Annotated in this window: 19 protein-coding genes; 15 read left to right on the forward strand and 4 right to left on the reverse strand. The window is 71.7% G+C overall.

The window, feature by feature from the left end; translation table 11 throughout:
• Positions 1–57 precede the first annotated feature (57 nt).
• The 8 genes from IEX37_RS13395 (at position 58) to rocD (ending at position 6,627) form a co-directional block, all read left to right on the forward strand.
• On the forward strand, positions 58–891 hold the full coding sequence (locus IEX37_RS13395; protein ID WP_188756785.1) for an SDR family NAD(P)-dependent oxidoreductase: 834 nt from the start codon (positions 58–60) through the stop codon (positions 889–891).
• A 76-nt stretch (positions 892–967) separates the two neighbouring features.
• Entirely contained in the window at positions 968–1,615 is a 648-nt protein-coding gene (locus tag IEX37_RS13400; protein WP_188756786.1) for a MerR family transcriptional regulator, read from the forward strand.
• Entirely contained in the window at positions 1,612–2,619 is a 1,008-nt protein-coding gene (locus IEX37_RS13405) for a hypothetical protein (RefSeq protein WP_229663267.1), read from the forward strand. The genes IEX37_RS13400 and IEX37_RS13405 overlap by 4 nt, the downstream gene beginning before the upstream one ends.
• Positions 2,620–2,691: 72 nt before the next feature.
• Positions 2,692–3,123, forward strand: coding sequence for a hypothetical protein (locus tag IEX37_RS13410; RefSeq protein ID WP_188756787.1), 432 nt, complete (start codon positions 2,692–2,694; stop codon positions 3,121–3,123).
• Positions 3,123–3,353 carry a helix-turn-helix transcriptional regulator gene (locus tag IEX37_RS13415; protein ID WP_188756788.1) on the forward strand — a complete coding sequence of 77 codons (231 nt, stop codon included), beginning with the start codon at positions 3,123–3,125 and terminating at the stop codon, positions 3,351–3,353. Before IEX37_RS13410 ends, IEX37_RS13415 begins: the two co-directional genes overlap by 1 nt.
• 31 nt (positions 3,354–3,384) lie before the next feature.
• Entirely contained in the window at positions 3,385–4,413 is a 1,029-nt protein-coding gene (locus IEX37_RS13420) for an NAD(P)-dependent alcohol dehydrogenase (protein WP_188756789.1), read from the forward strand.
• 142 nt (positions 4,414–4,555) lie between these two features.
• Positions 4,556–5,446, forward strand: coding sequence for a dimethylargininase (gene ddaH, locus IEX37_RS13425; protein WP_188756790.1), 891 nt, complete (start codon positions 4,556–4,558; stop codon positions 5,444–5,446).
• Positions 5,443–6,627 (forward strand): ornithine--oxo-acid transaminase, encoded by a 1,185-nt coding sequence (gene rocD, locus IEX37_RS13430; protein WP_188756791.1) that lies wholly within the window; start codon positions 5,443–5,445, stop codon positions 6,625–6,627. Before ddaH ends, rocD begins: the two co-directional genes overlap by 4 nt.
• A gap of 115 nt (positions 6,628–6,742) precedes the next feature.
• Here rocD and IEX37_RS13435 read toward each other — a convergent pair whose 3' ends face one another.
• On the reverse strand, positions 6,743–7,627 hold the full coding sequence (locus tag IEX37_RS13435; RefSeq protein WP_188756792.1) for an alpha/beta fold hydrolase: 885 nt from the start codon (positions 7,625–7,627) through the stop codon (positions 6,743–6,745).
• An 82-nt stretch (positions 7,628–7,709) separates the two neighbouring features.
• Between IEX37_RS13435 and IEX37_RS13440 the strand changes: the two genes are divergently transcribed.
• From IEX37_RS13440 to IEX37_RS13455, 4 genes are all read left to right on the forward strand, one after another.
• Positions 7,710–8,132, forward strand: a complete 423-nt coding sequence (locus tag IEX37_RS13440) for a MarR family winged helix-turn-helix transcriptional regulator (protein WP_188756793.1) — start codon at positions 7,710–7,712, stop codon at positions 8,130–8,132.
• A gap of 5 nt (positions 8,133–8,137) precedes the next feature.
• On the forward strand, positions 8,138–9,523 hold the full coding sequence (locus tag IEX37_RS13445; protein ID WP_188756806.1) for an MFS transporter: 1,386 nt from the start codon (positions 8,138–8,140) through the stop codon (positions 9,521–9,523).
• Between the two features lie 93 nt (positions 9,524–9,616).
• Entirely contained in the window at positions 9,617–11,383 is a 1,767-nt protein-coding gene (locus tag IEX37_RS13450) for a dihydroxy-acid dehydratase (RefSeq protein ID WP_188756794.1), read from the forward strand.
• The gene (locus IEX37_RS13455) at positions 11,380–12,762 is read left to right on the forward strand and encodes an FAD-dependent oxidoreductase (RefSeq protein ID WP_188756795.1); all 1,383 of its coding nucleotides are present in this window, start codon (positions 11,380–11,382) and stop codon (positions 12,760–12,762) included. The genes IEX37_RS13450 and IEX37_RS13455 overlap by 4 nt, the downstream gene beginning before the upstream one ends.
• 33 nt (positions 12,763–12,795) lie before the next feature.
• On the opposite strand, the gene IEX37_RS13460 is transcribed toward IEX37_RS13455, so the two are convergent.
• The 3 genes from IEX37_RS13460 to IEX37_RS13470 all read right to left on the reverse strand — a co-directional run bounded on the left by IEX37_RS13460 (position 12,796) and on the right by IEX37_RS13470 (position 15,425).
• Positions 12,796–13,581: an IclR family transcriptional regulator gene (locus IEX37_RS13460; RefSeq protein WP_188756796.1), complete on the reverse strand. Its 786-nt coding sequence runs from the start codon at positions 13,579–13,581 to the stop codon at positions 12,796–12,798.
• Between the two features lie 199 nt (positions 13,582–13,780).
• Positions 13,781–14,887, reverse strand: a complete 1,107-nt coding sequence (locus IEX37_RS13465) for a hypothetical protein (protein WP_188756797.1) — start codon at positions 14,885–14,887, stop codon at positions 13,781–13,783.
• Position 14,888: 1 nt separating this feature from the next.
• A complete protein-coding gene (locus tag IEX37_RS13470) occupies positions 14,889–15,425 on the reverse strand; it encodes a UGSC family (seleno)protein (protein ID WP_188756798.1) in 537 nt (178 codons plus the stop codon).
• Positions 15,426–15,618: 193 nt separating this feature from the next.
• On the opposite strand from IEX37_RS13470, the gene lplAB reads away from it, so the two are divergent.
• From lplAB to IEX37_RS13485, 3 genes are read left to right on the forward strand one after another with little or no spacing between them, the layout of a single operon-like run.
• Entirely contained in the window at positions 15,619–16,668 is a 1,050-nt protein-coding gene (lplAB, locus tag IEX37_RS13475) for a lipoate-protein ligase LplAB (RefSeq protein ID WP_188756799.1), read from the forward strand.
• Between the two features lie 55 nt (positions 16,669–16,723).
• Positions 16,724–17,707: an LLM class F420-dependent oxidoreductase gene (locus IEX37_RS13480; protein WP_188756800.1), complete on the forward strand. Its 984-nt coding sequence runs from the start codon at positions 16,724–16,726 to the stop codon at positions 17,705–17,707.
• 43 nt (positions 17,708–17,750) lie between these two features.
• Positions 17,751–19,232 carry an MFS transporter gene (locus tag IEX37_RS13485; protein WP_373286268.1) on the forward strand — a complete coding sequence of 494 codons (1,482 nt, stop codon included), beginning with the start codon at positions 17,751–17,753 and terminating at the stop codon, positions 19,230–19,232.
• The last annotated feature ends 75 nt before the right edge of the window (positions 19,233–19,307 follow it).

Genomic DNA, 19,307 nt, shown 5'->3' on the forward strand with positions numbered 1-19,307 from the left:
ACAGTCCGTACACGTTACAGTGTTTCATGATCGAGATAGAGTCCCACGGGAGTTGGCATGACCGAGTCGAAGACCATCGTGATCACGGGCGCGAGCGACGGGATCGGGGCCGCGGCGGCCCGACGGCTGAGCAGCGACGGTCATCGCGTCGTCGTCGTCGGGCGCTCGCCTCAGAAGACCGCCGCCGTGGCGCGGGAGATCGGGGCCGATCACTTCCTCGCCGACTTCACCGAGCTCGAGCAGGTCCGGAGCCTCGCCGACGAACTGAAGGCCGCCTACCCCCGCATCGATGTGCTCGCCAACAACGCGGGTGGTGTCTTCGGCGACCCGACGAAGACCGTCGACGGGTTCGAGCGCACATTCCAGATCAACCACCTGGCGCCGTTCCTCCTCACGCGGCTGCTCATGGACACCCTCGTCGAGTCCCGCGCGAGCGTCATCCAGACCTCGAGCACCCTGCAGTTCGCGCGAGAGATCGACCTCGACGACCTCGACCACGACAAGAACTTCAGTCCCGTCCGGGCCTACACGGCCGCGAAGCTGGAGAACGTCCTGTTCACCACCGAGCTGCACCGCCGTTTCGGCGCCCGGGGGATCTCGGCAGCCTCGTTCTACCCCGGCAATGTGGCCTCGAGCTTCGGCGCGCAGTCCGAGAGCACGCTCATGCGCTTCATCGCCACCAACCCGATCACGCGGCGCCTCATGCTCATCAGCCCGGACCGCGGAGCGGACACGCTCGTGTGGCTCGCCGAAGCCGAGCCTGGTCGCGACTGGGAGCCTGGCCGGTACTTCTCAAAGCGCAAGCCGATCACACCGCAGAACCGCCAGGCCCTCGATGCTGACCTCGCGCGCCGATTCTGGGATCGATCCGAGCAGTTGCTCGGCCTCTGACACGCAGGCCGAGCCGTCGAGCCTCGGCTCTCGATTCTCGGTTGATAGTTTCTCTATCGATAGGCATACTATCGATATGCGCATCTCCGAGCTCAGCGACCGCACGGGCGTCAGCCCCGCCTCGATCAAGTACTACGCGCGCGAGGGCCTGTTGCCTGCGGGGGCGCGCACCGGATACAACTCGACGGAGTACGACGAGGCGCACGTCGCGAGGCTCCGGCTGATCCGGGCGCTGATCGACACCGGGGGCCTCACGGTGGCCGCCGCCGCGCGAGTGATCGCGGCCATCGACGATCCCGACGTGCCCGTCGACTCTGTGCTCGGTGTGGCCCAGCGGGCCGTGCCGCGCGAGGTCGCGTCGCCCTCCGAGGACGCGCTCGAGCAGGTGCGCGCGGTGATGCGAGAACGAGGCTGGGCCACCGTTGCGGGCAACCCGGGGATCCCCCTCGCAGCCGCTGTGATCGACGACTTCGCGAAGACCGGGCGCACCGATGTGGCCGAGCTGGTGTCCCGCTACGCGGCCGCCGTGGATCTCGTCGCGGAGGCGGATCTCGATCTCGTCGCGGGCAGCGGGGACCGCGACCGGATGGCCGAGGCGGTCGTCGTGGGCATCGCGCTCGGCGATGCCCTGCTGGCCGGGCTGCGACGGATCGCCCAGGAGTCCCTCTCGCACCGTCGCTATCGAGGCGGCGTCGTCCCCACTGACAGGAAAGAGCCCGCATGACCGCCTCATCCCCGCTCGCCGATGCCAGGCCGGCCGACGCCACCGCCCGCGCTCCCTGGCTCCGTCCCGATCGCTGGCATCGCCCGCTCGTCGGCCTCGCGCTCGCGATGGCCGCGCTCACGATCGTGACGGCCGTGCTCGCCATCGTGGACCCGAGGGAGATCCTCGGACAGAACGCGTGGTTCAAGCCCATGAAGTTCGCACTCTCGATCGGGCTCTATGCCCTCACGCTCGCGTGGCTGATCGCTCAGGTGCGCCGACGCCGACGTCTCGCGGATGCTCTCGGCACGGTCGCCGTGGTGGGGCTCGTGATCGAGATCGTCATCATCGCCGGCGCCGCCGCGGTCGGCACGACGAGCCACTTCAACGTCGCGACGCCGCTCAACACCTCGCTGTGGACCGTCATGGCGATCTCGATCACGGTCGTCTGGCTCGCGACCCTCGTGCTCGGCGTCGTCGTGGCGCTCAACCCGGGCCCCGACGCGGCGCGGAATCTCGCGGTGCGGTCGGGGGTCGTCCTGGGCCTGATCGGCATGGCGCTGGCGTTCCTCATGACCGGCCCGCAGCCTCACCAGCTCGACGACTTCCAGGGCATCGCGGGAGCCCACGCGGTCGGCGTCGCGGACGGCGGCCCCGGCCTGCCTTTCCTCGGCTGGAGCACGGAGGGCGGTGACCTGCGCATCCCCCACTTCGTGGGACTGCATGCCCTGCAGGCCATCCCCCTCGGCGCGCTCGCGCTCGAGGCGCTCTCCCGGCGAATCCGCGCGCTCCGCGATCCGCGCGTGCGGCTGCGCCTGGTGGGCATCGGCGCGGTCGCCTTCGCGGCCTTCCTCGCGATCCTCACGTGGCAGGCCCTGATCGGCGAGCCGATCGTCGCACCGTCCGCTCCTGTCGTCGTGGCCTCGACGGTGACGGCGGTAGCGAGCCTGGGTGCTGCGGCCGCGGTGCTCGCCCTCGACCGGGTCCCGCGTGCGTCCCGCCGGCGCGAGGACGCTCGGATGTAAAAGATACTTGACACGCCTCCCGTGCGGGCGCTTTACTTCGGTGTAAAGAAAGTTTGACACCGGAGGGGTGGCATGGGGTACATCGAGCGCACGACCTGGTCCCAGGTGATTGCGAGCGTCGTCTTCACCGCGGCATACGCGCTGGTCGTGCTGCCGCAGCTGGCGCAGCGGCCGGTCCAGGAGATCGGCTGGATCGTGCCGATGCTGTGGTCGATCGGCGGCGCGATCGTCGCGAGCATCGTGCTGTCGATCGTGTGGGGCATCCTCGCCGGGATGCGCGACCGCGAGGACGCGACCGGATCGGATCAGCGCGACCGCGAGATCGGCTGGCTGGGCGACCGTGTCGGCCAGGCCTTCCTGGTGCTGGGCGGGCTCGGCGCGCTGGTCCTCGTGATGGTGGACGCGCCGCGGTTCTGGATCGGCAACGCCATCTTCGCCGGGTTCTTCCTCTCGAGCGTCGTCGGCGGCATCGCCCGCATCGTCGTGTACCGGCGGGGGTTCTGATGGGACCCAAGCCCACCCGCGTGACCAACACCATCCGCGAGCTGCGCACCGAGCGCGGAGACCTCACGCAGGCCGAGCTCGCCCGCCGCATCGGCGTGACGCGCCAGACCGTCATCGCGATCGAGCAGGGCCGCTATTCGCCCTCGCTGGAGCTCGCGTTCCAGATCGCGCGCGTCTTCGGCGTCGGCGTCGAAGACGTCTTCCACTATCCCGAGTCCGCGTCCGGCTGATCCGCCGGCGTCCCACCCGAAGGAGCACCCCATGCCCGACCTCAGCCTCGACGGGGACGCCGCCACGGCCCTTCCCGCCACCATCACCGCCTGGCGCCAGCGCCGCTACGGCGGACCCGAGACGGTCACCCGCGAGCGCATCGACCTGCCGCAGCCTGGCCGCGGCGAGGTGCTGCTGCGGGTGCGCGCCACCGCCCTCAACGCGGGAGACATCCGCGTCATGCGCGGCACGCCCTACCTCGTGCGCGCCTTCTTCGGCCTGACGCGACCGCGCGTGCCGGGCCGCGGGATGGACGTCGCGGGAACCGTCGTCGCCCTCGGCGAGGGCGTGGATGCCTGGGCCGTCGGCGACGAGGTGGTGGGCGAGCTGCCCGGCGGCGGCCTCGCGGAGTACGTCGTCGCGCCCGCGACCGCGCTCGTGGGACGGCCCGAGACCGTGACCGCCGCGGACGCGGCCGCCGTGCCGGTCGCGGCGGGCACGGCGTGGCAGGCGCTCGAGCTGGCCCGCACCGACCTCGCCGGCCGCCGCGTGCTGGTCGTGGGCGCGTCGGGCGGGGTCGGCACGTTCGCGGTCCAGCTGGCCGTCGCGCGCGGGGCCGAGGTCTGGGCGCTGTGCGGCGAGCGCAACCGTGGCCTCGTCGCTGGCCTCGGGGCCACGGAGGTGCACGACTATCGCGGCACGGGCGTCGGGGACCTACCGCCCTCGTCGTGCGATGTGATCGTCGACATCGCGGGCACGGCCCCGCTCCGTTCGCTGCGACGCGCGCTGCGCGACCGCGGCACGGCCGTGCTGGTCGCGGGTGACGGCGGGGGCGTGCTCGGGCCCATCCCGCGCATCTTCGCGGCGCTGTTCACGTCGCGTCCGAGGCGGCGCATCGTGCCGCTGATGGCGCAGGGCCGGCCCGAGATGCTCCGCCGGCTCCTGGAACTCGTCGACGCGGGCACGGTGCGGCCGGTCATCGAGCGGACCTACCCGCTCGATGACGCGAGGGCGGCGCTCGCGCACGTCGACGCCGGGCGCACCGTCGGCAAGGTCGTCGTCGTGCCGGACCTCGACTGACGGCGGCCCACGCCGTCGGGCGGACTCACGGGCCGCGCCGGTCCCCGCGTGCGAGAATCGAACCGGCGTGCCCGTGCCGTCGGCTTCCCACAGCCCCGCCGGGCCTCTGGACAGCGTCCGCCGCACTTCGCAGAGGAGCCTGATGTCCGACACCGCGTCCCGCCCGACGGAGTCCGCCGCCCGCCCCCAGCGGACCGCGCACAAGCGGCGCTACCTGATGTGCCGTCCCGAGCATTTCACCGTCAGCTATTCGATCAACCCCTGGATGGAGCCGTCCCGCCCCACCGACACGGCGCTCGCGGTGCGCCAGTGGCAGGCCCTCCACGACGCGTACCGGGAGCTCGGTCACGAGGTCGAGCTGATCGACCCGTTGCCCGGATACCCCGACATGGTCTACACCGCGAACGGCGGGTTCGTGATCGACGGGATCGCGTACGGCCCCAAGTTCCGATACGTCGAGCGGCAGGGCGAGGCGCCCGCCTTCATCGCCTGGTTCCGGGCGAACGGCTTCGACACCCGCGAGCCGGAGGAGGTGAACGAGGGCGAGGGCGACTTCCTGCTCGCCGGGGATGTGATCCTCGCCGGCACGGGCTTCCGCTCCACGGGCGACAGCCACGCGGAGCTCGGCCGGGTCTTCGGCAGGGAGGTCGTGAGCCTCACGCTCGTCGACCCGCGGTTCTACCACCTCGACACCGCCCTGGCGGTGCTGGATCCGGTCCCGGATGCGGACGGTCGGGTGAACATCGCGTACCTGCCGAGCGCGTTCGACGACGCTTCCCGCGCGGAGCTGGAGCGCCGCTTCCCCGATGCGATCCGCGCGTCGGAGGAGGACGGCGCGGTGTTCGGCCTGAACGCCGCGAGCGACGGCTTCAACGTGATCGTCTCCCCGCGCGCGGTCGGCTTCGCGGAGCAGCTTCGCGAGCGCGGCTACAACCCGGTCGCGGTGGACCTGTCCGAGCTGCTGCGGGGCGGGGGCGGCATCAAGTGCTGCACGCTGGAGCTGCGGGGCGCGGCCGGCGGGAGCGCCGCGTGACCGCGGCCGACGAGGCGCACGTCGCGCGCAACTATCACCCGCTGCCCGTGACGGTGTCGGCGGGCGAGGGTGCCTGGGTGACCGACGCGGACGGGCGGCGCTACCTCGACCTGCTGTCGGCGTACTCATCGCTCAACTTCGGGCACGGGCATCCCGAGCTGGTGGCCGCGGCCAAGGATCAGCTCGGGCGCCTGACGCTGACCAGCCGCGCGTTCCACAACGACCGGCTCGGCCCCTTTGCCGCCGCGCTGGCAGAGCTGTGCGGCAAGGACCTCGTCCTGCCGATGAACACCGGCGCCGAGGCGGTCGAGACCGGCATCAAGGTCGCCCGGGCGTGGGGATACCGGGTGAAGGGGATCCCCGCCGGTCGCGCGAAGATCGTCGTCGCCCACGGCAACTTCCACGGCCGCACGACGACCATCGTGGGCTTCAGCGACGACCCGACGGCGCACGCCGACTTCGGTCCGTACGCGCCGGGCTTCGTCGCCGTCCCGTTCGGCGACGCGGACGCGCTCGCCGCCGCGATCGACGACGACACCGCGGCCGTGCTGATCGAGCCGATCCAGGGCGAGGGCGGCGTGGTGATCCCGCCGGCCGGGTATCTGCGCCGCGTGCGTGAGATCACGGCCGCCCGGAACGTGCTGTTCATCGCCGACGAGATCCAGACCGGCCTCGGGCGGGTGGGAGCGACCTTCGCGTGTGAGCTCGAGGGCGTCGTGCCGGACGTCTACCTGCTCGGCAAGGCGCTGGGCGGCGGCATCGTGCCCGTCTCGGCCGTCGTCGCGGACGAGGACGTGCTCGGGGTCATCCGGCCCGGCGAGCACGGCTCGACGTTCGGCGGCAATCCGCTCGCGTCCGCGGTCGGCCTCAAGGTCGTCGAGCTGCTGCGCACGGGTCGCTTCCAGGAGCGGGCGGCGCAGCTGGGTGCGCACCTGCGCGCGGGCCTGGACCGCCTGGTGGGCGGCGGCGTCACGGAGGTGCGCTCCGTCGGCCTCTGGGCGGGCGTCGACATCGACCCCGAGGTGGGCACCGGCCGCGAGGTGGCCGAGCGCCTGCTCGCGCGCGGCGTGCTGGCGAAGGACACGCACGGCCAGACCCTGCGGATCGCGCCGCCCCTGGTGATCCGCGCGACCGAGCTCGACTGGGCCCTCGAGCAGCTCGCGCTGACCCTGAAGGCCTGATCGCTGCCGGACCGTGTCCCACTTCCTGCCGGAAAGAGCACCCCAATCCGGCACGAAGTGGGACATGACCCGGCACGAAGTGGGACATCGTGCGCGGGAGGGGGACGTCGGGCGGTCAGGGGGCCGGGAAGCGGGCGTCGAGCCAGGCCAGGAGGTCGGCGCGCACGGCGGCCTGGCCGACCTCGTTGAAGATCTCGTGGCGCGCGTCGGGGTAGACCAGGGTCGTGATGTCCTCGAGGCCGCTGCGCTCGCGGTAGGCGCGCGCGAGCCGGTGGACCGAGTGCGGGCCGCCGACGGGGTCGTCGCGGCCGACCATCAGCAGCACCGGGATGTCGTGCCCCGCGAGAGCGCGCAGACCGCGGCGGGGGAGCCCGAACAGCCGTGCCGCGTCCACCACGCCGAACAGCTTGCGCAGCGGCACGGTCGTCGTGAGCGGGTCGTCGAGGAACGCCCGGCCCACCGACAGGTCCGACGACAGCCACTCCGTCCCCATCGCGCCCGGCGTCTTCCACTGCGCGTTGAGGTCGCCCGGGTTCAGCGAACCCGGCCAGCGCAGCGCGGATCCGGACAGGATGAGCGCGTCGTATCGCTCGGGATCCCGGTCGAGCAGCATCTGCGCCACGAACGACCCCCACGAGTGGCCGAGCAGGATCAGCGGGCTGGACGGATGCTCCTCGCGGATGATCTCCCCCAGCCGCCGACACGCCGCCACGGCCGCGCGGTGCCCGCCGACGCCGAGCCGTCCCAGCTTCGCCGCGTCGCCGTGCTGGCGCATGCCGGTGCGCCCGTGTCCTCGGTGATCGGCCGCGTAGACCGAGAAGCCCGCGGCCGTGAGCCCGTCGATCACCGCGCCGTACCGGCCCGCGTGCTCGCCCACCCCGTGCAGCAGCTGCACCACGCCGCGAACGGGGCCCGAGGCTCCCGGGGCGTCCCCGCCGCCGCGCGCGGGATGGACGTCATAGACGATCGCGACACCGTGGTCGTCGACGAACTCGGGCATGCCCCGATCCTCTCACTCCCCGGGAGCGCGCACAGCGAGGACCAATCCTTAGCCTAACTAATGAGCTATGCTAAGAAACACGATGCCAGATCTCTCCTCCGATGCCGCCGAGATCCGCGCCGCCACCTTCCGCCTGTCCCGCCGCCTGCGTCAGCAGCGCGCCGTGACGACGATGTCCGACGGCCAGTTCTCGGTGCTCATCGCCCTCAAGTTCCGCGGTCCGCACACGCTTACGGCGCTCGCCGAGCGTGAGGACGTCACGGCACCCTCCATGAACCGCACCGTCAACTGCCTCGAGGAGCTCGGGTACGTCACGCGCGAGCCGGATGCCGACGACCGGCGCAAGGTCAACATCGCCATCACGGAGGCGGGGCTCGCGGTCGTCGAGGAGACCGCGCACCGGCGCAACGAGTGGCTCGCGGGTGTGCTGGCCCAGCTCCCCGAGGAGGATCGCGCGACGCTGCGCGCGGCCGCCGCCATCATCCTGGAGGCGATCGAGCGATGAGCACGATGTTCCGCTCCTTCGCGTCGTTCAACTACCGCGTTTGGTTCATCGGCGCGCTCGTGTCGAACGTGGGCGCGTGGATGCAGCAGACCGCGCAGAGCTGGGTCGTGCTCACCCAGCTGACCGACAACGACGCGTCCGCGATGGGCGTGACGATGGCGCTGCAGTTCGGGCCGCCGCTGCTCCTGGTCGGCGTCTCGGGATGGGTCACCGACCGCTTCGATCGGCGCAGGATCCTGATGGTGACGCAGAGCACCCTGCTGCTGTTCTCGACGGCCATCGGCATCCTGCTGCTGCTCGGTCTCATGACGCTGCCGATGATGTTCGGGTTCGCGCTCGCGACGGGGCTCGTGATGGCGTTCGACAACCCCGCCCGGCAGGCGTTCGTGTCCGATCTCGTGACGCGCGAGTATGCCTCCAACGCCGTGGCGCTCAACGCCGCGTCCTTCAACGGCGCGCGCATGATCGGGCCTGCCGTCGCAGGCGTGCTGATCGTCGCGGTCGGCACGGGATGGGTCTTCCTGATCAACGCGGCCACGTACATCGCGATGGTCGTCGCGCTGATGATGATCCGGGCCGGCGAGCTCGTGCCGCGCCGCGCCATGGACGCCGGCGCGCGGCTCGCGGACGGGTTCCGGTACGTCGCGCGGCGCCCCGATCTGCTGGTCCTCTTCGCGATGGTGTTCCTGATGGGGGCGCTCGCGATGAACTTCCCGATCTTCGCCTCGACCATGGCGCTGGAGTTCGGGCAGGAGGCCGACGGCTTCGGCCTGCTCAGCTCGATCCTCGCGATCGGGTCCCTCGCGGGGGCGCTGCTCGCCGCGCGCCGGGCCCGCGCCCGCATGCGCGTGGCGATCCTCTCCACGGGCCTGTTCGCCGTGGTCTCGATCGTCTCGGCCGCGATGCCCCTGTATCCGCTGTACGCGCTGTGCCTGGTGTTCGTCGGGTTCGCGGTCGTCACCACCCTCACGACCGCCAACGGCTACGTCCAGACGACCACGGATCCGTCGGTGCGCGGCCGCGTGCTCGCCCTCTACATGGCGGTGCTCATGGGCGGCACTCCCCTCGGCGCGCCCGTCGTGGGCTGGGTCGCGGCCGAGTTCGGGCCGCGCGTCGCGATCCTGGTCGGCGCGGCCGGCGGGCTCGTCGCGTGCGGCATCGGAGTGACGTGGGTGATCGCCTCCGGGCGGTTGCACCGCCGCGCATCCGGAGGCCTGCGCCTCGAGCTCGACGAGACGCGGCCGATCTCGGTCATCACGCGTCCGCAGCCCGTGGTGGCTCCGGAGGAGTTCAGCAACGAGGGCGCGCAGACGACCCCGATCCGCCTCGAGGCGTCCGACGACGACGAGGACGGCGAGGAGGAGGGGCGCGTGCGCGCCGCCTCGAGCTGAGCCGCGCACGGCGCTTTCGCTGATCGGAAACGGGCCTGGCGACGCGGCGCGGGCTCGCCAGGATGGACCCATCCGCCCCTCGATGACGAGGGCATGGAGAGGACCACCATGCGCGACCTGCGAAGCAACCTCCCCCCGACGTCCGCGCTCGGCATCGCCCGCCGTGCGCACTGGCGGTCGCTGGGAATCCCCGCCGAGGACCTCACGCGACCCAAGGTGGCGATCGTCAACACCTCGAGCGATCTGGCCGCGTGCTACGCCCACCTCGACGACATCGTCCCCGTGCTCAAGCACGAGCTGCGCGCCCGCGGTGTGATCCCCTTCGAGATCCGCACGACGGCGCCGTCCGATTTCGTCACGAGCGCCGGCCGCGCCGGCCGCTACATCCTTCCGAGCCGTGACCTGATCGTCGACGACATCGAGGCGGCCGTCGAAGGCGCCAAGCTCGACGCGATGATCTGCCTGTCGTCGTGCGACAAGACCACGCCCGGCCACCTCATGGCGGCGGGCCGCCTCGACATCCCCACCGTCGTCATCCCGTGCGGATATCAGCACTCGGGCCTCGCGGCGGGCCGTGAGGCGGACGTCGAGGAGGTCTTCCTGCTCGCGTCGAAGGCGGCCGTCACGGGCGGCCCGACCGACGAGCTGGAGGAGCTCGCGGACGACGCGATCCTCAGCCCGGGCGTGTGCGCGGGGCTTGCGACGGCCAACTCCATGCACATCATCGCCGAGGTGCTCGGGATGGCCGTCCCGGGCGCGGCGCCCGTGCGCGCGGGCAGCGAGCGGATGTGGGACAGCGTGCGCCGATCCGCCGCAGCACTCGTCGATGCGCTGGAGCACGACCGGCGTCCCCGCACGCTCATCACCGCCGGATCCATCCGCAACGCCGTGCGCACGATGCTCGCGGTCGGCGGCTCCATCAACACGATCAAGCACCTGCAGGCCATCGGGATCGAGGCCCGCGTCGAGATCGACGTCTGGGAGGAGTTCCGGGTCCTGGGGCGGCAGACGCCGCTGCTCGCGTCGGTGCGGCCGAACGGACCGGCCCTCACGGAGCAGTTCGAGGACGCCGGCGGCGCCGCCACGGTGCTGCGCGAGTTGCTGCCCCTGCTCGACGGCGATCAGCTCAGCGTCACGGGACGGACGCTCGCCGAGGTGTGCGCGCAGGCGCGGCCCGCCGACGGGGAGATCATCCGTCCGCTCGACCGCCCGTTCGGCACGGATCCCGCCATCACGGTGCTGCGCGGCAGCCTCGCCCCGGGCGGCGCGGTCGCCAAACGGCCCGTCCCGGATCCCGGACCGCATCGGTTCACCGGACCGGCGCGGGTGTTCTCCAACCGGGAGGAGGCGATCGCAGGCATCACGAGCGGGCGCCTGCGCGAGGGCGACGTCGCCGTCATCCGCGGCATCGGCGTCTCCGGGGCCCCGGGCATGGGCATGACGAGCGCGTTCATCTTCGCGCTGCACGCGCGTGGGCTGCAGCACAGCGTCGCGCTCGTCACGGACGGTCAGTTCAGCGGCCTGGTGAACCAGGGGGTCACCGTGGGCGAGGTCTCGCCCGAGGCGGCCGCGGGAGGTCCGCTCGGCAAGGTGCGCGACGGCGACGTCATCGACATCGACCTGCGCACGGGTGCTCTCGACCTCCTCGTGGACCCCGAGGAGCTCGCGGAGCGTCCCGCCTTCCAGCCGCCCGCCGATCGTGACACCGGCGGGGGCTTCCTCGACCAGTACGAGCAGCTCGTGCAGCCCCTCAGCTGCGGTGCGGTGCTGTGCGCTCGCAAGGACGCGGGCCGGTGCGAGCGCGAGACCGCGGCGGCACCGGCCGGCGCCGACATCCCGATCCTCAAGGAGGCCCCATGACCGCCACCGTGCACCTTCCCGCCGCCGACGTCCCGGTGATCGGCGAGTACGACGTCGTCGTGATCGGGGGCGGGCCGGCGGGGCTGTTCGCCGCCGTCTCCGCCGGCCGCCAGGGGCTGTCGACGCTGCTGGTGGAGCGCTACGGCTTCCTCGGAGGCGCCGGCACGATGGGCGGCCTGGCGACGTTCTGCGGCCTGCACGCTCGCGTCCACGGCGAGGACGTCCGGGTCGTGCGGGGGCACACCGACGAGCTCCTGGAGCGGCTCGAACGACTCGACGGCATCAACCGGCCGCACCTGACGATCGAGGACCGCATCATGGCGGTGTCGTTCGACATCTCCGCGTACAAGATCGCCGCGGACGAGATGGTGCTCGCCTCGGGCGCCGACCTGCTGTTCCACGCCCAGGCCGTTGATCTCGTGATGGCCGACGAGCACCGGATCGACGCGGTCGTGATCGAGTCGAAGTCGGGTCGGCAGGCGGTGCGGGGGCGGATCTTCGTGGACGGCTCGGGGGACGGCGACCTTGCCGCGTGGTCGGGTGCGCCGTTCGAGCGCGCCGAGCGGCTGCTGTACCCCTCGATCATGTTCCGCATCAACGGCGTCGATCCGGTCAAGGCGGGCCCGGCCTGGCAGACGGTACGTGAGCGGATGGAGGCCGCCGAGGCGGCCGGCACGCACTCGTTCCCCCGCAAGAAGCCGATCGTGCGGCCGCAGCGCAACCCCATCGAGTGGCGCTCGAACGTCACGCAGCTCAGCAACCCGGACGGCACGGCGGTCGACGGCACGGACGTGCGCCAGCTCACCCACGGCGAGATCCAGGGCCGGCAGCAGGTGAAGGACGTGTTCGCGTTCATCCGCGAGCACACCCCGGGCTTCGAGGACGCGTACGTGGTCGACATCGCACCGCAGATCGGCATCCGGGAGACCCGGCGCATCGTCGGCCGGTATCAGCTGACCGAGGACGACGTGCTCGACTGCGTCGACTTCCCCGACACGATCGGGGTCAACGGCTGGCCGACCGAGGCGCACGTGCAGGGCGACGTCCGCTTCGTCTTCCCGCGCGCGGAGGACTCGCGCGGCTTCCACCAGCTGCCGTTCCGGATGATCGTGCCGCAGCGGGTGGAGAACCTCTTCGTCGTGGGCCGCTGCGCATCCATGACGCAGGGCGGACAGTCGTCGGGACGCGTGACGGGCCCCTGCTTCGCGATGGGCCAGGCGGCCGGTACCGCCGCGGCGCTCGCGCTCGCCGCGGGGACCCCCGTGGGCGACGTGGACGTGTCGACGCTGCAGGAGCGTCTCGTAGCCGACGGCGTCTACCTCGGCACCGACCTGGCGCCCGACGCGCCCGCGCTGTCCGCGGGTTCCGTCGGGGTCTGACCTCCATCGACCGGCAGCGCCGGCCGACGCGGGTCACCGTCGGCCGGCGAGGGCGCGGGTGATGCCGCCGGCTGCGACGCGGACGAGGTGCAGCGCGTCCCGCTCGGCGGTGTCGCCCGCCTTGACCACGAGGGACAGTGACGCGATGACGGCCCCGCCGGGGGCGACGATGGGCGCCGCGACGGCCATGTAGTCGGGGTTGAGCTCCGGACTGCTCGTCGCGTACCCGCGCGCGTGCACGTGCGCGAGCACGTTGCGCACCTCGTCGAGCGGCGGCAGCCCATCCTCGGCGTCCGCCAGGGCCCGCAGCGTCTCCTCCCGCTCCTCGGGAGGGGCGTAGGCGAGCAGGACCTTGCCCGTGGCCGAGTGGTACATCGGGAGCCGACCGCCCACCCGGCCGCGGTGCAGCACCTGGTGAGGGCTCTGGAAGCGTTCGACGAACACGACCTCCAGGCCCTCCTTAATCGCGAGGTGCACCGAGTAGTGCGTGATCTCGTACAGATCGTGCATGAAGGGCCGCGCGACTCGCTGCAGCGCCATGGACCTGGGGGCGAGGGTCGAGACCTCCCACAGCCTCAGCCCGATGTGGTACCGACCGCCCGGCTCCCGCTCGAGGGCGCCCCACGCGGTCAGACGCTCCACGATGCGGTAGGTCGTCGCGATGGGAAGCCCGGAGTGGCGGCTGATCTCCGACAGCGTCTGGCGGGTGCGGTCGTGGCGGAAGGTGTCGATCACCGACAGCGCTCGGTCGATCGAGCGCGGAACGGGCCGCTCGCCGCCGGTCGTCTGCGTGCTCCGCGCTTCGCGGGTATCGCTCATGCTCGCCTCCACGCTGTCGGCGGGCCTCGTCGCCCGCTCCGTCCGCGCCGGGAGTCGGACGCGCCGACCCGACCGGGATGCCAGGCTACGCCCGCGAGGGGGCAGTGCGGCAGGGCCTTTCCCCGCCGGCGGAAGACCGCGGCGGTCGCGCGGAGCCGGCGGGGGCCGCCCGTGAGCCCCGCCGGCTCCCCGCCTCCCGTCAGCGCGTCTGGACCCGCACGGCCGAGAACGGTTCCTTGCGCGGCGGATTGAGGGTGAAGATCTCCACGACGCTCGAGACCCCGGCGTTGTCCGCTCCGGCGACCACGATCTGAACCGAGCTGGGATCGCTCAGGAGCGCCACGTCGTCCGGCGCATCCGTGCCGCTTGCGGTGTCGGGCATGGAGTCCGGGTGGGCGGTCGCGAGGCGCCAGCGCGTCTTGCGCGACAGGGCGTCCTTGCCCACCGCCGCGAGCTCGGCGCGCGAGCGTCGCGCGTGCTCGAACACGAACCGGCGCAGGTCCTCCTTGGACCATCCGGCGTCCGCGAAGGCCTGTGCGTGCTCCGGCACCAGCACGAGCAGGGCGCTCGTGTATTCGTGGATGAGCGCACCCGTGCGGCAGATGCTGTCGACGAAGTCCAGCGCGAGCTGCTCGGGCGCCATGGTGTGCCGAGCCTCGATGTGCAGCACCGACCGGATGACGAACGCCGTGACGACGCTGTCGGCGGCGTCGAAGCCGCGTTCCACGTGGAACGGCTCCCACGGGCTCTGCTCCTCGTTCTCCCCGATCACGGCCGAGTACTTCGACGGGTTGCCCTGCGTCGCCTGGTCGAGCTTGTGCGGTCGCAGCCCGAAGACGTTGATGCAGCCGAGCCGGATGGCGCGCCCGATCGTCGCGTTCGCGCGGTGCCCGGAGCCGTAGATGTTGCCGCGGCTGTTGATGTCGAGCTGCTCGCGGGCGGGGCCGTTCACCACCAGGAACGGCGCCGTCCCCGTCGTCGACTGCCAGATTCCGCGGGCGGGGTGCGGCTCGAGGGCGATCGCTTCCCAGGCCGCGACGACGACGGGGAAGTACTCCGGCTTGCAGCCCGCGAGCGCCGCGTTGATCGCAGCGAGCCGGACGGTCATGTCACGGTTGAGGTGCGGAATGCGGAAGAGCACCTCCTCCTGGTCGCGGTCAACGGCCGCGAGGAACTCTCCCAGCAGCGACTCGGTCACGGGCACGACCGGCAGACCGTCGGTCCATTCGTTGTCCCAGTAGTGCTCCTGGGCCGCGCGCACCTGTCCTGCGTCGACCGCGGGTGCGGCAAGGCTCGTCGTCGCCATGTCAGTCCTCCACTCCGAGAATGCGTACGATCTCCGGGATCGCGGTCTCCGCCCGCTCGCGCAGCTCCTCGGCGCTCAGGCTCGCGATGGGGTGCTGGACCGCGATGAACTCGAAGCCCGGGAACCCCTGCACCGCCGCCATCGCCTGCCCGGACGGATAGAACGACGACGAGACGATGCTGACCGTGGGAACGCCGGCGCGCTCGAGCAGGATGCCGTCGGCCACCGTCGCGGCGCTGCACGAGCCGCAGTCGCCGACGGCCGTCACGACGACGTCCACCTCCTGGACGAGCTGCTCCAGCAGCTCGTCCGACGCGGGGGTTCCGAAGTAGTCCTTGGTGTAGAGCCTGGTCGCGCCCGCCCCGTACTGCTGCGTCAGGACGTCGCCGATCTCCTCGAGCAGGCGGGTGGCGTTCACCTTGGTGTTGTCGAGCAGGCCCACCGTGGCGCCGCGCAGGGTGCCGGGGCGGGGGGCGAGAGTGCTCTCGTCGGCTCGTGCGTCGGTCCCGGTGGGATCGAGCAGGGCTTCCATCGTCATCGCGTGTACCTCCACAGTGAGTCGCTGACGGTCAGCGTCAGTGAAGCACCGCGATCCCCGCGCGCGTCGGCGCTTTCCGGGCAGTGAAAAGCGCGTGCTTCCGGGGGACGGAAGCCCGCGCTCCGGCAGAGGGGAGCGTCACCGGCCGCATCCCATCGGGGCGCGCGGGGTGTGCGGGACATAGGCTGGATGCATGCACGGGGAGTACAAGGTGCCCGGCGGAAAGCTCGTCGTGGTCGACCTGGACGTCGTCGACGGACGGATCGCGCGGTTCCAGCTCGCGGGCGACTTCTTCCTCGAGCCCGACGACGCGCTGCTCGATATCAACGCGGCCGTCGAGGGACTGCCCGAGACGGCCGACGTGCCCGCCATCGCGGCGGCCGTGCGGGGAGCGCTCCCCCCGGGCGCGCAGCTGCTGGGCTTCACGCCCGAGGCGGTCGGCACCGCGGTGCGACGTGCCCTCGTCACGGCCTCGGGCTGGCAGGACTTCGAGTGGGAGATCGTGCACGACCCCGCCGTCTCGCCGCGCATGAACCTCGCGCTCGACGAGGTGCTCACGTCGCGCGTGGGCGACGGGCGGCGCAGGCCCACGCTGCGCATCTGGGAGTGGGACGAGTCGGCCGTCGTGATCGGCTCCTTCCAGTCGTACCGCAACGAGGTCGATCCCGAGGGCGCGGCCCGCCACGGCTTCGACGTCGTGCGCCGCATCTCGGGCGGCGGCGCGATGCTCATGGGCGCGGGCCAGATCATCACGTACTCGCTGCACGTGCCCGCCTCGCTCGTCGCCGGCCTGACGTTCGCCGATTCCTACGCGTTCCTCGACGACTGGGTGCTGCAGGCCCTGCGCTCGCTCGGGATCGAGGCCACGTACCAGCCGCTCAACGACATCGCGAGCCCGTCCGGCAAGATCGGGGGCGCCGCGCAGAAGCGGCTCGCCAACGGCGGGGTCCTGCACCACGCGACGCTCAGCTACGACATCGACGGGCAGGTGCTCACCGAGGTGCTCCGGATCGGGCGCGAGAAGCTGAGCGACAAGGGCACCGCCTCGGCCGCGAAGCGCGTCGATCCCCTGCGCCGCCAGACGGGGATGTCCCGGGAGGAGATCATCCGTCGCCTGGTCGACACCTTCCAGGCCTTCACGGGGGCGGCCTCCGGCACGGTGGCCGCGGACGAGCTCGCCGAGGCCGAGGCCCTCGTGGCGTCGAAGTTCGGCACGGACGCCTGGCTCCACCGCGTGCCCTGACGGCCGGCCCGCCCGGGCCTTCACTCGAGAGGGCCGGGTCCGTAGGGTGAGCCGTATGCGATTCGGAATCTTCATCCCGCAGGGCTGGCGCTTCGACCTCGTCGACATCGACCCGGAGCAGCACTGGAGCACGATGCAGTCCCTCGCGCTCCACGCCGACGCCGGCCCGTGGGAGTCGCTGTGGGTCTTCGACCACTTCCACACGACGCCGATCCCGAGCGACGAGGCGACGCACGAGGCGTGGACGCTCATGTCGGCCTTCGCGGCGTCCACCGCGCGGATCCGCCTGGGCCAGATGTGCACGTGCATGGGCTACCGCAACCCCGCGTACCTCGCGAAGGTGGCCGCGACGGTCGACCACGTGTCGGCCGGCCGCGTCGAGATGGGCATCGGCGGAGGATGGTACGAGCACGAGTGGAGCGCGTACGGCTACGGCTTCCCGCCCGTGGCCGAACGGCTCGCGGCGCTCGGTGAGGGCGTCGAGATCATGCGGCAGGCGTGGCAGACGGGCACGGCGACCCTCCAGGGGAAGCACTTCCAGGTGGACGGCGCCATCTGCCGCCCGCTGCCGGTGCAGGGCGGCGGCATCCCCTTCTGGATCGCGGGAGGCGGCGAGAAGGTCACGCTCAAGATCGCCGCCAAGTACGCCTCCTACACGAACTTCTCCGGGGACCGGGAGGGCTTCCAGCACAAGAGCGCGGTGCTGCGCGGCCACACCGACCGGATCGGGCGCGACTTCGACGAGATCGTCCGCTCGGCGAACTACCACACGGTGATCGGCGAGACCGAGGCCGAGGTCGCCGACCGCCTGAAGGCCGTCAGGGCCCGGCTGGCCCCGTACCTGGGCGACCGCATCGACGGGTTCATGGACAGCTTCACGGGATCGCAGGGCGTGGGCACGGTCGAGCAGGTGACCGAGCGGCTGGCCGCGATGGGAGAGCTCGGGATGGCGTACGCGATCCACTACTTCCCCGAGGCGGCGTACGACACGACCGGCATCGAGCTGTTCGAGGAGAAGGTCATCCCCGCCCTGGCCTGAGCCGGCGTCCCGGATGTCGGAGGGTGGGCCTACCCTCGACGACATGAGCGAGAACGCGGCGTCCGCGCAGGCGGACGCGAGTGCCGGGGTCGCCCCGCCGGGCGGGATGCGCACCTTCCTGCACGTGCTGGTCAACACGGCGATCGCGAACATCACCACGAGCTACCTGTGGTTTGCGCTGACCTTCTGGGTCTACATCGAGACCGAGTCGGTGCTCGCCACGGGCGTCATCGGCGGCGCCTACATGCTGCTCGTGGCCGTGTTCAGCATGCTGTTCGGCACGCTGGTCGACCGCTTCCGCAAGAAGGCCGTGATGGTGTGGGCGACGCTCATCGCCTTCGGCGTCTTCTGCCTCGACACCGCGTTCTTCTTCGCGCTGCCGGAAGCGGCGATCCTCGACATCGAGGGCGCCCCGTGGTTCTGGATCTTCGCTGTCGTCATGCTCGCGGGGGCGGTCGTGGAGCAGCTGCGCAACATCGCGCTGTCGACGACCGTGACGCTGCTGGTCCCTGCCGAGCGGCGCGCCAACGCGAACGGTCTCGTGGGCACGGTGCAGGGCCTGATGTTCCTCGTGACGAGCGTCTTCAGCGGACTGTCGGTCGGCATGCTGGGGATGGGACCGACGCTGCTGATCGGCCTCGTGCTCATGGGGCTCGCGCTCCTCCATCTGACCCTGTTGCGGATCCCGGAGCCGGAGATCGTCTCGGCCGAGGGGCAGCCCTCGTGGATGGACGTGCGGTCGGGTTGGCGTGCGGTCCGGGCGGCCCGGGGTCTGTTCGCGCTCGTGCTGTTCACGACCCTCAACAACCTCGTGGGCGGCGTCTACATGGCGCTCATGGACCCGTACGGCCTGACGCTGTTCTCGGTCGAGATGTGGGGCGTCTGGCTCGCCGTGGGCTCGAGCGGGTTCATCGTGGGCGGGGCGCTGATCGCCAAGTTCGGCCTCGGGCGCAACCCCGTGCGGACGATGCTCGTGGTCGCGGCCGCCATCGGGCTGGTCGGCGCGCTGTTCGGTATCCGGGAGTGGGCGTGGCTGTATGTCGCCGGCATCTGGATCTACATGGCGGCCGTGCCTGCCGTCGAGGCGGCGGAGCAGACCGTCATCCAGCGGGTCGTGCCGTACGAGAAGCAGGGCCGCGTCTTCGGCTTCGCCATGATGTTCGAAGCGGCGGCCGCGCCCATCACAGCCTTCCTCATCGCCCCGATCGCGGAGTACGCGATCATCCCGTACATGGACTCGCCTGCCGGGCAGCGGCAGTGGGGCTGGCTCCTGGGCGAGGGCGACGCCCGCGGCATCGCCCTCGTGTTCCTCGTCGCGGGGCTCGTCGCGTCCCTCCTGGCTCTGGCGGCGCTGCTCTCGCCCGTGTACCGGGTGATCTCACGGCAGTACGCCGAATCTGAGCCGCCCGAGCCGCTCGGCGACGAGCCACCCGCGGTCGCGGGCGCCGCACCCGGCCCCTCGGCGGGACCCCCACCGGGCGAGGAGGGGCACCCCGGCCCGGCGGCCGAGCCGTACCTGCGCTAGTTGTGGTGTCCAGGTAGGTTGTTGAGTCTGCTGATGGGCGGGGCTCCGATGGCGGAGTGGCGCCTGTGGTGATTG

It is taken from the genome of Microbacterium album (genome assembly GCF_014643695.1).
Classification (GTDB): domain Bacteria; phylum Actinomycetota; class Actinomycetes; order Actinomycetales; family Microbacteriaceae; genus Microbacterium; species Microbacterium album.

What these genes read in the sequence shown, in the direction of transcription:
- IEX37_RS13395 (WP_188756785.1), top strand. Translation starts at nt 58, where the DNA reads ATGACCGAGTCGAAGACCATCGTGATCACGGGCGCGAGCGACGGGATC.
- IEX37_RS13400 (WP_188756786.1), top strand. Translation starts at nt 968, where the DNA reads ATGCGCATCTCCGAGCTCAGCGACCGCACGGGCGTCAGCCCCGCCTCG.
- IEX37_RS13405 (WP_229663267.1), top strand. Translation starts at nt 1,612, where the DNA reads ATGACCGCCTCATCCCCGCTCGCCGATGCCAGGCCGGCCGACGCCACC.
- IEX37_RS13410 (WP_188756787.1), top strand. Translation starts at nt 2,692, where the DNA reads ATGGGGTACATCGAGCGCACGACCTGGTCCCAGGTGATTGCGAGCGTC.
- IEX37_RS13415 (WP_188756788.1), top strand. Translation starts at nt 3,123, where the DNA reads ATGGGACCCAAGCCCACCCGCGTGACCAACACCATCCGCGAGCTGCGC.
- IEX37_RS13420 (WP_188756789.1), top strand. Translation starts at nt 3,385, where the DNA reads ATGCCCGACCTCAGCCTCGACGGGGACGCCGCCACGGCCCTTCCCGCC.
- ddaH (WP_188756790.1), top strand. Translation starts at nt 4,556, where the DNA reads ATGTCCGACACCGCGTCCCGCCCGACGGAGTCCGCCGCCCGCCCCCAG.
- IEX37_RS13435 (WP_188756792.1), bottom strand. Translation starts at nt 7,627, where the DNA reads ATGCCCGAGTTCGTCGACGACCACGGTGTCGCGATCGTCTATGACGTC.
- IEX37_RS13440 (WP_188756793.1), top strand. Translation starts at nt 7,710, where the DNA reads ATGCCAGATCTCTCCTCCGATGCCGCCGAGATCCGCGCCGCCACCTTC.
- IEX37_RS13445 (WP_188756806.1), top strand. Translation starts at nt 8,138, where the DNA reads ATGTTCCGCTCCTTCGCGTCGTTCAACTACCGCGTTTGGTTCATCGGC.
- IEX37_RS13450 (WP_188756794.1), top strand. Translation starts at nt 9,617, where the DNA reads ATGGAGAGGACCACCATGCGCGACCTGCGAAGCAACCTCCCCCCGACG.
- IEX37_RS13455 (WP_188756795.1), top strand. Translation starts at nt 11,380, where the DNA reads ATGACCGCCACCGTGCACCTTCCCGCCGCCGACGTCCCGGTGATCGGC.
- IEX37_RS13460 (WP_188756796.1), bottom strand. Translation starts at nt 13,581, where the DNA reads ATGAGCGATACCCGCGAAGCGCGGAGCACGCAGACGACCGGCGGCGAG.
- IEX37_RS13465 (WP_188756797.1), bottom strand. Translation starts at nt 14,887, where the DNA reads ATGGCGACGACGAGCCTTGCCGCACCCGCGGTCGACGCAGGACAGGTG.
- IEX37_RS13470 (WP_188756798.1), bottom strand. Translation starts at nt 15,425, where the DNA reads ATGACGATGGAAGCCCTGCTCGATCCCACCGGGACCGACGCACGAGCC.
- lplAB (WP_188756799.1), top strand. Translation starts at nt 15,619, where the DNA reads ATGCACGGGGAGTACAAGGTGCCCGGCGGAAAGCTCGTCGTGGTCGAC.
- IEX37_RS13480 (WP_188756800.1), top strand. Translation starts at nt 16,724, where the DNA reads ATGCGATTCGGAATCTTCATCCCGCAGGGCTGGCGCTTCGACCTCGTC.
- IEX37_RS13485 (WP_373286268.1), top strand. Translation starts at nt 17,751, where the DNA reads ATGAGCGAGAACGCGGCGTCCGCGCAGGCGGACGCGAGTGCCGGGGTC.